The sequence below is a fragment of the Exiguobacterium sp. SH5S4 genome (assembly GCF_004337045.1).
GTDB classification, from domain to species: Bacteria; Bacillota; Bacilli; order Exiguobacteriales; family Exiguobacteriaceae; genus Exiguobacterium; species Exiguobacterium aurantiacum_A.
Genome location: NZ_SJUQ01000004.1, coordinates 194,808 through 206,871, shown reverse-complemented (window position 1 = coordinate 206,871; position 12,064 = coordinate 194,808). Strand labels below are relative to the sequence as shown.

The window sequence follows — 12,064 nt, the reverse complement described above, 5'->3', positions numbered from 1 at the left end:
TCATTCCGTCGACTTCCCCCCGAAGGGTTCCGTCGATTTCCTGCGCTCGACTTGCATGTATTAGGCACGCCGCCAGCGTTCGTCCTGAGCCAGGATCAAACTCTCCAAAGAATTTGATATAGCTCTTGAAAATGACGAAGCTTGCGCTTCAATCAAAACTTGTAAAACTTTTTTGCCTCATCGTTCAGTTTTCAAAGTTCGTCTGTCGCGCTTGGCGACTCAATTAATTTATCACGTTTTCTGATTAAAAGTCAACAACTTTTTTCAAAAATTGTTTTTCTGGAATAATCATTTGCTGTGACAACGTTTATAACTATAATGCCTATTTACCACCGCGTCAATAAAAAATAACAAGAAAATAAAAAAAGATTGGATCTCTGTATTTAGAGACCCAATCCCAATCAATTTGTAGCCAGTGGCACGTATCCTGTCTTTTCAACAAGTGACTGTCCTTCTTCAGACGTCAGCCATTCGATGAACGGCTTATATTGCTCGTATTTGTCGGTCGTCGTGACCGCATAAAACTCGGATGTGATCGGGTACGTCCCGTCCCCGATCGTCTCGACCGTAGGCGCGACATCATCGACCCGTAACAATTTAATCGCATGTTCATCTACCATCTCCGTTGCATAAAAGCGGAACGAGAATCCGATAGCATTTTTATTGTTTTGATAAGAAGCCGTCTGTTCGATGATGCCACCCATTCCTTCCGGGACATCCTCGACCGGGGCGTCCATAAGCTTTTTGTCCCCCATCAAACGCTGCAAAGCCGTTTGGCTCCCGCTGTCTTCTGGCCGTTGGAACGCTCGAATCGAATCTTTTTTACCACCGACTTCATCCCAACTCGTAATATCCCCTGCATAGATGTTTTGAATTTGTTCCAATTCGAGCGAGTCGACCGGGTTGTCTTCATGTACGAAAAAGACGAACGCCTCACGGCCGATCGGTGTCATCTGAAACTCTACTCCTTGTCGCTCAGCTACTGCCAACTGTTGATCGGACGGTCCGGCTACAAAGATGATATCCGTTTCCCCTTTAACCAATCGCTCATACGCTGTACCTGTCGTCGTCGAGACGACCGAGCTGACTTCAGGGCTATCGGGGTTATAATCCGCTTCAGGATAAACCGCCTCGACGAATGCAGCATACATCGGATACAGCGCCGTCGCGCCGTCTAGTCGGGGAATGTTTGTTCCAATCTCAAATGTTGAAGGCTTATCGAGTTCAGCCAAATCAGACTTAGGCTTGAACGGTTGATAGTCACGCAACGAGACGCCACGTTCTTCAATCCGTAATCCCGCCGTGTACACGTAATATCCTTTCACGGAACTAAAGAAAACAATCCCGACAACCGTTCCAATTAAAGCGATACGTTTGAGTTGTCCTTTCGATAACGACGAAAAGTCATATAGCGCCATAATAACAATCAAGAGAACGACCACGTACCAAATCGTCCAAATGATCGGCCGCTCACTTCCGAGAGGATCGCCCATCGCAAACAATCCTGTCACAATTGATAAGAATCCAGCCGCAACTATAATAAACACACTGCCGAGCAGAAATTTAGTAACCTTCATTCGATTCAGTTTCCCCATTCTCTTCTATATAGTTAAGCAATTTCATAAGCGACCGCTTCGACGCCTACTCCTTTTGTCGGACGTGTCACTGCCCGAACGTAACCTTTCCGGACTAAGAAACCGACGATGCTGCCGAGGTCGACTTTTAACTCTTGTAAGTTCGGGTGATCCATCAACTCCGAGAACGACCATGGTTCGTCACGTTGTTGCATCGCCTTCAAAAGTAACAACGTACCCGGCAAGACTTTAGATTGGATTAAATGTTCCATGCCGATGATGACCAGGTGAATACGTTGTTCGAGTGATTCATGCCCGTTCACGAGTTCGTCGTGAAGCTTATACACTTCTAGGTCGAGTTTACGGACTTGCTTCCATAATACAATCTCCGGGTGGATTCCTGCCTCCAGGATGGAGAGCCGCGCCAAATGCGTGAGCGCATGATGGATTTGGGTGAACGCATCTTGATGCTCTTCCTGTAAGAACAGTCCGCGCCCATCTTCGAAACGTCTAAGCAGTTTAGCGAACGCGAGCGAGAGTTGCAGTCGTTGCTCCTCGTTCGAGAAATTGCGCAACCGCTGCCTGAGCTCGAGCAAAAACTCATTTCGTTCGAACAGCACCATGCCGTCTTCGATCCAATGGATGGCACGCCGATTCTCGTTCATTAGAATCCAACGATCCATCATCGAATCACTGACTATATGAAGAACGATTTTTTCTTGTCCGACTTGATAGTGTTTCACTGTCCAAAATGGTTCTTCCTTCGCTTCAATCACAATCAACAATCGATCTGATTGATCTGTTAATGGATCGCGCGGCCGTTTCTTCTTCACTTCAATGATGCCAAGCGTTGTTTTCAAGGCTGCATATTCTGAATAAATCGTTCGAGTCGCATATTCCATCGTCACCTTGATACCTTCTTTCTAATTAGTAAACGTCAATCGGTTCACACGATTATCTAATCTGATACAAAAATGATTCGCCTTCTTTTGAAATTCTCCTGCCACCGATTGTACGAACTTCTCAGCTTCGAGCAGATGAGCTATAGTAAAGACAGACATGGAGGGATTATGTATGAAAAAACGGGGGAATAAAATCAACCGCGCCAGAAACCTGGCCTTGCTGCTCGTGTTCGCTGGAATTGGGGTCATGTATCTCGGGCTACTCGCCAAAAGCATCGCGTGGCTGATGATTATTTTCATGTTGCTCGGTTTCGTGATGGTACTGTCGAGCTCGGCGCTTTACTTCATCGTCGGCATGGCGTCGACGAAAGCAATCATCGTCACTTGTCCGAACTGTGAGAAAGAGACAAAGATGCTCGGACGTGTCGATCTATGTATGCATTGCGATGAACCGTTGACGATCGATCAATCGCTCGAAGGCAAAGACTTCGATGAGAAGTATAACAAACGCCAATCACACCAGAACGACTAAAAAAAACATCCTCAGCCTGAGGATGTTTTTAATGTTTATGCGCTTGTTCAGTTTGGCAAGCCGGGCACGTCCCGTATACTTCGAGGCGGTGACGATCCACTTTGAAGCCTGTCAATTGAGAAGCGACCGCTTCAATCTCATCAAGGACAGGATAGTTAAAGTCGACGACTTTCCCGCACGTATCACAGATGATGTGATAGTGACGGGATGTCACAAAATCGAACCGGCTCGAAGCGTCACCATAATTCATCTCTTGAACAAGTCCGATATCTTTAAAGACACGTAAGTTGTTATAGACGGTGGCGACACTCATGTTCGGGAATCTACCCGAAAGTGCCTTATAAATGTCATCCGCTGTCGGGTGACTGTGCTCCGTGACGAGGTACTCCAAAATCGCCTGTCGCTGAGGCGTCATTCTGACTCCATGTTCTCGGAGCGACTGAACAGCATGGTCAAGCATTTCGCTTCCCACGTCAATCCCTCATTTCTTTTATTAGAATTTATGCGAAGTGTCTGTTTAGAATTAACCTATTTCTTACATAGTAATCTTTATAAATAGTGTACTGATTTCTAAACCCTTCGTCAAACGTTGAGCTTATGCGGTTGACGGCTGTGATACAATAATTGCGAATTTGTAAAAGGAGGCAATACATATGACAACAACATCAAATCGTAAAACTTCAGACGTTCTATATGAAGACGCATTGACGCATATCGTCGGGGGTGTCAACAGTCCCTCACGTTCGTTCAAAGCGGTCGGCGGCGGTGCCCCGGTTTATATGGAGCGCGGAGAAGGTGCTTATTTTTATGATGTGGACGGCAACCGCTATATCGATTACTTGGCCGCGTATGGACCGATCGTTACCGGCCATGCCCACCCCCATATCCACAACGCCCTCATCGAAGCGTCGGCAAAAGGGCTTCTTTACGGGACGCCTCACGCGCTTGAAGTCGAATTCGCCAAGAAACTAAAAGCGGCGATCCCATCGATGGACAAAGTCCGCTTCACCAATTCTGGAACCGAGGCCGTCATGACGACAATCCGCGTCGCCCGTGCCTACACTGGACGCGAACTCGTCGTCAAGTTCAGTGGCTGCTACCATGGCCATTCCGACTTGATGCTGATTGCGGCGGGAAGCGGACCGGCGACGCTCGGTTCACCCGACTCAGCCGGTGTGACCCGCGCCACGGCGAAAGAAGTTATCACCGTCCCGTTCAACGACGTCGAGTCGTACCGGGCGATGATGAACGAATGGGGCGATCAAGTCGCCTGCGTTCTCGTCGAACCGATCGTCGGAAACTTCGGGATCGTTGAACCAAAACCCGGCTTCTTGCAAGCCATCAACGAGATCACCCATGAACACGGCGCGCTCGTCATTTACGACGAAGTCATCACAGCGTTCCGGTTCACGTACGGAAGCGCCCAACAAGTGTACAACATCGAGCCAGACATGACGGCGCTCGGTAAAATCATCGGTGGTGGACTTCCAATCGGAGCATACGGCGGGAAAGCAGAAATCATGGAGACGGTCGCACCGCTCGGACCCGCTTACCAAGCCGGGACGATGGCCGGAAACCCCGCCTCGATGGCGACCGGACTCGCTTGTCTCGAAGTGCTCGAGCAACCGGGCGTCTATGAAAGATTAGATTCGTTAGGCGCACGTCTCGAAGCAGGGATCCGTGAAGCCGCGAGAACTCACGGCGTCACGATCACGCTTAACCGCCTGAAAGGCGCGCTCACCGTCTACTTCACGGACGAGATCGTCACGGACTACGAAGGAGCCGAGAAGTCGGACGGCGAAATGTTCGGTCGCTTCTTCAAATTGATGCTTGAGAACGGTGTCAACTTGGCCCCCTCGAAATATGAGGCATGGTTCTTGACGACGGAACATACGGAACAAGATATCGATGAGACGATTGCCGCAGTAAATCGCGCGTTCGCACAGCTATAAAACAAGGAGATGCCGCGGCATCTCCTTTTATGTTTATACGGACGGACGAATCCACAATTGATCATATCGCGGGTGACCGAACACATCGAGCGGTACATCTCCAAAGAAACTCGGAAAGCGGCGCTCACGAGCGACATGATACAGCGGGATGACGAGGGCCGCCTCAGTCAACTGGCGTTCGACTTCGCGATGCAGCATCGACCAAGCGCTCACGTCGGTTTGTTGATAGCGGTCCACCATCGCCCGGAGCTCCACTTCATTCGCGAGCAACTTGCCGACAAGCGACAGTTCACTCGTCAAAAAGGCAAGGAACGCCAAATCGAGATCTTCACTCATCATCTCTCCGCATAAAATCAAATCGGCACGGCAAAGTGTCTCATCTTGTAACAAAGACCCAATCGTATACGTCTCAGTCTCGACGGTAAACCCGGCCGTCCGTAACTGTGTAGCCACGAGCGCCGCGTCTTGCGCCGCCACTTCAAACGGCAAGTGCAACAGCCGGAGCGGACGCTGACAAACCGTTCCCTCCCCGTGCACGTGAACGGGACGACTCGTCTCCGGAAAAAATCCGTGTGCTACTTGGTGGCGCTCTCCTCCCATCTCCACGAACGCCTCTTTTTGAATCGCTCGTTGAATCGCACGACGCGCCGGCGCATCGTCCTTCAACCAGGACTGCCTCATGTTGAACACGAGATAGCGTGCTCCCGCCTCGGCGATCCACTTCACGAGGCTATGATCGTCACGGGTGCTCCATTTCGCATAATCCGTTTCGGAAAACGTGACGAATTCAACCACATCCAAAGACGGTCTCGGCCGGAGCCCACGCTCGAACGCCCTTAAACGTACGACTTCCTCCGACGTCTGCTCCAGCTTGAACGGCCCCGTCCCCACGACCCCTTCGGCCCCTTGATACGTGATCGAGGCCGGGGTTTGGGCGAGAAGTCGTTCGATATAGGCCATATGTGCTTTCGTATGTAAATCGATGACGTACGATGCTTTGGACTCGATCCGTTCGATCGGTGCGAACAGCCATACTTGTTTGCCATGATCCAATAACCGATTCAACGAGTAGACGATGTCCTTGGCCGATAGCGTCACCCCGTTATGAAACGTTACCCCTTTGCGGATATAGCAACGAAATCCGAACGGCATCTCCTCTATATAGTGGGCGAGCGAGGGCTGGACAGTCGTCCCGTCCCATTCGAACAGGCGGTCGAAGACGTGCCGTGACAAAGACGCCTCCATCGCGATGTGGATATCGAGCGGATCGAGCGATTCGAGCGCTCTCGTCCGGGGAAAAATGAACCGGTCTTCTTCAGTCTGCTCAAAGCCAAAACGGCTCCAAATAAGTGCTTGAATCACTTCTCGCAAGGCGGGTGGCCAGTCCCATTCCAACCACTTGGCCGCATCGGCCATCGAGGCCTGAACGAAAGACTCATCGATCCAAGCTCTCAGGGTTCGGTCAAACTCCGGCTGAAAGCGGAGCACCGATTCATGGCCTCGTCCTTTCCCCGGCCGATACTCCACCCACCCGAACGTTTCCCACGCCTTCATATCCCGTTTCACTTGTTTCTCGCTATAGCCGACCGTATCGACCGCTTCCCGTAGCGTCAGTTCCACTTTGTTCTGTTCCAACGCACGACGATAAATCGCCACCAGCTTCGCATTCATGTCGTTCCCCCTAAAAGTGGACATCTAAAAATCATTTGTCTCTTTTTACCAAGTGTAGTCCACGTTTAAAGTAGTGACAAGGAGGTGCTCGCATGAAATTCAAAGATTTCCCATTAAATGTTCGACTCCGACTCGTCTGCGGCTTTTTTATCCGTATCGTCGGCTCGGCTATCTTTCCATTCATGGCTTTATATTTTTCCGAAGAACTCGGCAAAATCGCCGCTGGAATCATCATGACGTCGTTTGTTGTCGTCGGTTACGTTACCGGCTTGTTTGGCGGGTACTTCTCAGACCGTTTCAACCGCAAGCACGTGCTTCAAATCGGTCAGATCGTCCAAATCCTTTGTTTTATGGGGATGACGGTCGCCATTCATCCGTCGAATAACTGGGCGCTCGTCGTCGCCGTGCTTTACTTCGGTCACGCCGTCGCGAACGGTTTGAACTACCCTGCTCTCGAAGCCATCGTCATCGATTCGATGGAAGAGTCGAACCGTAAAGCGATTTACGTGTATGACTACTGGCTCGTCAATTTGGCGATTGCCGGGGGCGTCATGCTCGGAGGTGCTTTTTATCGAGACTATCGTTTCGGACTATTCGTCGGGATGACGCTCGTGTTGACGATCACGACGCTCGTCTTGCAACGTTTTCTCGTTGATAGCTATAAAGGAAACCATTCGACGTCTGCTAACCCGCTCGTCGGCGTGTATCAAAACTATCGAATCGCACTCAGTGACCGTCGTTGGATGCTGTTCGTCCTCGGTAGTATGCTCGTCTTCTCGACCGAGTTCCATATGGCAAACTATATCGGTGTCCATTTGGCCGAATCGTTCACAGAACGGTCGATCGTCGGCGTCCCGTTTGACGGTGTACGCATGATGGCGTTCATGCAGCTTGAGAACACGTTGCTCGTCGTCGCCATCACGTTCGCGGTGACCGCTTTCGTGAAACGCTACCGGGAAAAGTATATCTTCTTCATCGGCTTATCCTTATACGTGACGGCCTATGCCGCGATTACGTCAATGAACTCGTTCATCACGCTTGCCGTCCTCGCCATCGTCTTCACCATTGGGGAGTTGCTCTATTCACCGATTCGACAAGTGAAACAAATCGACTTGATCGATCCGACTCGACGGGCCTCATACCTCGCCTTCGGAGGCTTGACGTTCCACGGGGCGAAACTTGTCGCCGCAGCCGGCATCGTCGTCGGCGCGTTCATCGGGCCGGTATTCATGAGCGGCTACATGTTCTTATTCGGCGCCCTTGGAGGTTACCTTTATTACGTCTCGCTCTACAAGATGGAACCTGCCCGTCAGCTCGCCGCTTGACGTTTGAGCATTCGTTCGAACGGATAAAGTCAGGAGAGAAGGAGGCGCTCCCTATGCCAGCCATTGTCTTATTCGACGGAGACTGCAACTTTTGTGACGCCAGTGTGCAGTTCATCTTAAATCGTGATTCAACAGGAAACTTCCATTTCGCCTCACTTCAAGGTGAGGCCGGACAAGCAATCCGAAAACGTCATCGTATCCCGGATACGGTCGACAGCATCGTTTTGATCAAAGACGGCGTCCCTTATTTGAAATCGGACGCGGCGACCCGGATCGCCGAGGGGTTGGACGGGAACTGGCGGATGCTTCGCTTCATCCGACTCATCCCTAAACCGCTTCGTGATTTTGGTTACGACATCATCGCGAACAACCGCTATCGCTGGTTCGGTCAGAAAGAGACGTGCAAACTACCGACCCCAGAAGAACGGAGTCGCTTTATCGACCAAACACCAAACCAGCCGACTCATCAATGAGCCGGCTGGTTTTTTAGTCCATGCATGTCAAGTACGTCCAGTGGCACTCCGGCATCGGATTGCCCATAAAGCTGACCCCAAGGTCGTCCGCCCGGTGGATCGTCATCCACGGTGCATCGCCGACTTGGACGTAGACTTCATGATGCGGCGACTGGGTGTGACTTCCGGACAGTTTGAACGTCGCACTGTTTTTAAGTGCCGTGACGATGGTGTATTTAATATCCGGCGCAACGACGAGCGGATTGCCTACCGAATGTTGCAAACGAAATGCAGCTTTCCCCCGCTCGATGTCGACATCTTCTACATACACGCGGTCGACCGAAGCGACGTCTTCGCCCGTCAATCGATGATGCTTCGTATACCCGCGGGTAACGTTCGCATCTTTTTTTAACGAGATAATCGGAATATCGGTCAACCCCTCGACTTTCACTTCCGTCCGGGTCCGATATTCGGTCGCATGGACGTTATAAGGACGTCCGTCCCCTTCAAAATACGGATGCGGTGACATCAGGTTCGGGTTTTTAATCATCGGCGGACGAATGAACGTCTGGACACGCAGGTTAATGCCGTCGACCGTGGCCACGTCCGGACGTGTCGGACTGACGAGGAAATACATCGTGAAGAGCTCCTTGTCACGTCTCGTATCCGACTTCATCTCTTTCGCGAGCGACATCGCTTTTCCGACCATATGCACGAGACGGGTCCCCGGTTTATCATCTCGCTTGACCGGACGCAAAGCCCGAACTTCATAGAGCGTCGGTTGTTCGAGCGGTGTCTCGTCGATGTATCCGCTCCCGACGATTTCCGCGATACGGCGTCCTTCACGATATACCGCATACGTGTCGACGTCCGCGATTGGGTCCCACTGTAAATACGTTCCGCTCGGCGCCACGACCGCCGACGTCAGATGACGATTCCAATACAAGTCGTCGTTTGGATTAACGGCCGCAGTATACAGTTTTGCCACTTCGCCAAACTCGTCCGAGATGCGGTAAGCGACTTGCTCCCCAACGCTCGTCTCCCGGTCGACATAATGCTGATCCGTCCCCTCATATACGCACTTCCCGTTGCGTGTCACGCGCACTTTCCCATCAAACGACCACGTTAACTCTAACCCGTCGTTGAGCGGACGGACATTGATCAATCCTTCCCCATTTATCATCGTGTCATCCCCCTTTTGGCATGTCGTTTCTTCATTCCCGTCTACTAGATACGGAAAACAAAAAAAGACTTCGAGTTGAACTCGAAGCCTCACTCCACGACAGCTAAGTCTTGGATCATATACAAATCATAGTAAGCGCCACGGCGACGCATCAATTCTTCATGCGTTCCCGCTTCCATGATTCGACCGTTGTCGACGACGACAATTTTATCGGCGTCGGTGATCGTTGATAGGCGGTGGGCGACGATGAGCGTCGTCCGTCCTTTCGTCAATCTTGCGAGCGAATCTTGGATCATCGACTCACTCTCGAGGTCGAGCGCACTCGTCGCCTCATCGAGAATGATGATCGGCGGATGTTTGAGGAAGACGCGGGCGATGGCAAGACGTTGCTTCTGTCCCCCCGACAGCTTCACGCCTTTTTCTCCGACCGGCGTGTTGTAACCGTCCTGCAAGTTCATGATGAACTCGTGGGCGTTGGCCGCTTTCGCAGCGGCGATGACGGCATCGTCCGTCGCTTCCGGATTCCCCATCCGGATGTTCATGGCGACCGACTCACTGAAGAGAACCGAATCTTGCATGACCATACCGATTTGGTCGCGAAGGGCCCGGAGTTTAAAGTCACGGACATCGACGCCGTCGATTTTGATACTGCCGTCCGTCACGTCATAAAAGCGTGGAATCAAACTGACGAGCGTCGATTTCCCGCCGCCGGACATGCCGACGAAGGCGATCCGTTCCCCGGACCGGATGTGCAGGCTGACGTCATGCAAAGCACGCGTCCCTTCTTTCTCATAGGCAAAGCCGACACGATCGAGTTCGATATCCCCGGCCGTCTGCACCGGCACGAACGCATCGCGTTTCTGTTCGATATCATACGGCTCATCGAGAAATTCAAAGACCCGGTCCATCGACGCGACCGACTGCGTGAGCGTCGTCGCCGAGTTGACGAGACGACCGAGCGGTGCGTAGAGGCGGTCGATATAAGCGATGAAAGCGACGAGTGTCCCGAGCGAGACCTGTTCTTGTAACACGAGCCAAGAAGCCGACGTAAAGATTAAGATCGGCGCGATGTCCGTGATTGTCGAAACGACGACGTACGTCTTCGCATTCCAACCTGTATGGCGAAGTGCGGCTTTCAAGAAGCCACCGTTCTGTTCTTCAAACGCCTTGTTCTCATACGGCTCGAGCGCGAAACTGCGGATGACAGCCATACCGTTGACACGTTCGGTCAAATGGCCTTGAAGATCAGCGAGTGCGGCCGAGCGTTCCCGGGTGAGGCGGCGCAAGCGTCCATAGAAGTAGCGGACGGCGATCGCATAAAACGGGAGCGGCAAGATAGCGATGAGCGTCAGTTGCGGGTCGATCGTATACATGATGGCGATCGCGATCAAAATCGTGACCATATCGAGCCAAATGTTCATGAGTCCCGTGATGACAAAGTCTTTCGTCTGCTCGACATCGTTAATGATACGCGAGATGATTTGCCCGGTCTTATTGTTCGAATAGTAACGAAGCGATAGCTTTTGCACGTGGTCGAACAATCGGTTCCGAACGTCGAACAAAATTCGTGTTGCGGCCCATTGTGCCAAATATTGCCGCAAATACTCGATCGGCGGCTTCAAGACGAGGAAGATGAAGAAGACGATGCTGAACAACCAAACGAGCTCAGTGTAATCCGTCGCCGGGTCCGGGTCCGTCAAATATTTATCGATCACATGTCTATAAAGTAGCGGCAATCCGAGAGGGATTGAGAATTTCAAGATCCCGACGAAAATCGTCAAAGCAATTTGTTTTTTATATGGTTTTACGAACTGTAAATAGCGTCTAACACTTCCCATAGAGCCCTCCTTCAAGAAAAAAAGCGGAGATGAGTACTCATCTCCGGTAACGTGCTTCGTATTCGCGATACCATTCATCGACGAATGTTGGGTTGAACGGCCCTTTCCGTCCTCGAATCCAGTTGATAAGTTCTTGAACGTTCTGTTTCAAGATTCGATCAATCGCTTTCGGATAATTCATTTCGCGACGATGCCGCTCGTATTCATCCTCATCTAAAATCGTGTACGACATATCCGGGAACACTTTAATATCTAAATCGTAGTCAATGTACTTGATGGCTCGTTCTGCCCCATCGAACGTTGTCGGCGAACCTAGATTACAGTAGTAGTAAATCCCGTCTTCGCGAATCATACAGATGACATTAAACCAAAACTCAGATGAAAAGTAGCAAATTGCCGGCTCTCTTGTTCTCCATTGCCGGCCGTCTGATTCACTGACCATGATGCGGTCGTTGAACCCAATCATATCCGTTTTTGACGATTGAAGGACGAGCGTTTCTTCCCAAACGCGATGCAAAGTCCCGTTGTGCTTGTAGCTCTGTATCTCGATCTTGCTACCTGCTTTGGGAAATAAGCTCATAAGCTCCTCCTTTCCGCTATGATGCTGTACATTCTCATTTTTAATTATAGCGACT

The 12,064-nt window shown here is 51.0% G+C and carries 11 protein-coding genes and 1 rRNA gene; 4 read left to right on the top strand and 8 right to left on the bottom strand.

Annotation, left to right across the window (positions count from 1 at the left end; translation table 11 throughout):
- From EVJ32_RS04495 to EVJ32_RS04485, 3 genes are all read right to left on the bottom strand, one after another.
- Positions 1–111 (bottom strand): 16S ribosomal RNA (locus tag EVJ32_RS04495); the annotation flags it as partial.
- A 290-nt stretch (positions 112–401) separates the two neighbouring features.
- Entirely contained in the window at positions 402–1,577 is a 1,176-nt protein-coding gene (locus EVJ32_RS04490; protein ID WP_236636095.1) for a PstS family phosphate ABC transporter substrate-binding protein, read from the bottom strand.
- Between the two features lie 32 nt (positions 1,578–1,609).
- On the bottom strand, positions 1,610–2,476 hold the full coding sequence (locus EVJ32_RS04485; protein ID WP_131456957.1) for a nucleotidyltransferase-like protein: 867 nt from the start codon (positions 2,474–2,476) through the stop codon (positions 1,610–1,612).
- A gap of 172 nt (positions 2,477–2,648) precedes the next feature.
- On the opposite strand from EVJ32_RS04485, the gene EVJ32_RS04480 reads away from it, so the two are divergent.
- The gene (locus EVJ32_RS04480) at positions 2,649–3,008 is read left to right on the top strand and encodes a YgzB family protein (protein WP_070328968.1); all 360 of its coding nucleotides are present in this window, start codon (positions 2,649–2,651) and stop codon (positions 3,006–3,008) included.
- Positions 3,009–3,036: 28 nt separating this feature from the next.
- Here the strand turns inward: EVJ32_RS04480 and perR are convergent, their stop codons facing one another.
- Positions 3,037–3,468, bottom strand: a complete 432-nt coding sequence (gene perR / locus EVJ32_RS04475) for a peroxide-responsive transcriptional repressor PerR (RefSeq protein ID WP_201738380.1) — start codon at positions 3,466–3,468, stop codon at positions 3,037–3,039.
- A 193-nt stretch (positions 3,469–3,661) separates the two neighbouring features.
- Between perR and EVJ32_RS04470 the strand changes: the two genes are divergently transcribed.
- On the top strand, positions 3,662–4,960 hold the full coding sequence (locus tag EVJ32_RS04470; protein ID WP_131456937.1) for a glutamate-1-semialdehyde 2,1-aminomutase: 1,299 nt from the start codon (positions 3,662–3,664) through the stop codon (positions 4,958–4,960).
- Positions 4,961–4,993: 33 nt separating this feature from the next.
- Here EVJ32_RS04470 and EVJ32_RS04465 read toward each other — a convergent pair whose 3' ends face one another.
- Positions 4,994–6,631 (bottom strand): ABC transporter substrate-binding protein, encoded by a 1,638-nt coding sequence (locus EVJ32_RS04465; protein WP_161568768.1) that lies wholly within the window; start codon positions 6,629–6,631, stop codon positions 4,994–4,996.
- Positions 6,632–6,723: 92 nt separating this feature from the next.
- Between EVJ32_RS04465 and EVJ32_RS04460 the strand changes: the two genes are divergently transcribed.
- The gene (locus EVJ32_RS04460; RefSeq protein ID WP_131456933.1) at positions 6,724–7,956 is read left to right on the top strand and encodes an MFS transporter; all 1,233 of its coding nucleotides are present in this window, start codon (positions 6,724–6,726) and stop codon (positions 7,954–7,956) included.
- A 53-nt stretch (positions 7,957–8,009) separates the two neighbouring features.
- Positions 8,010–8,429, top strand: a complete 420-nt coding sequence (locus tag EVJ32_RS04455) for a thiol-disulfide oxidoreductase DCC family protein (RefSeq protein ID WP_131456931.1) — start codon at positions 8,010–8,012, stop codon at positions 8,427–8,429.
- A 13-nt stretch (positions 8,430–8,442) separates the two neighbouring features.
- Here EVJ32_RS04455 and EVJ32_RS04450 read toward each other — a convergent pair whose 3' ends face one another.
- The 3 genes from EVJ32_RS04450 to ntdP form a co-directional block, all read right to left on the bottom strand.
- Positions 8,443–9,591, bottom strand: coding sequence for a DUF3238 domain-containing protein (locus tag EVJ32_RS04450; RefSeq protein ID WP_131456929.1), 1,149 nt, complete (start codon positions 9,589–9,591; stop codon positions 8,443–8,445).
- Between the two features lie 89 nt (positions 9,592–9,680).
- Complete coding sequence (locus EVJ32_RS04445; protein WP_131456927.1) at positions 9,681–11,429, bottom strand: ABC transporter ATP-binding protein; 1,749 nt, start codon at positions 11,427–11,429, stop codon at positions 9,681–9,683.
- A gap of 37 nt (positions 11,430–11,466) precedes the next feature.
- Complete coding sequence (ntdP, locus tag EVJ32_RS04440; RefSeq protein ID WP_021067741.1) at positions 11,467–12,009, bottom strand: nucleoside tri-diphosphate phosphatase; 543 nt, start codon at positions 12,007–12,009, stop codon at positions 11,467–11,469.
- Between the last annotated feature and the right edge of the window lie 55 nt (positions 12,010–12,064).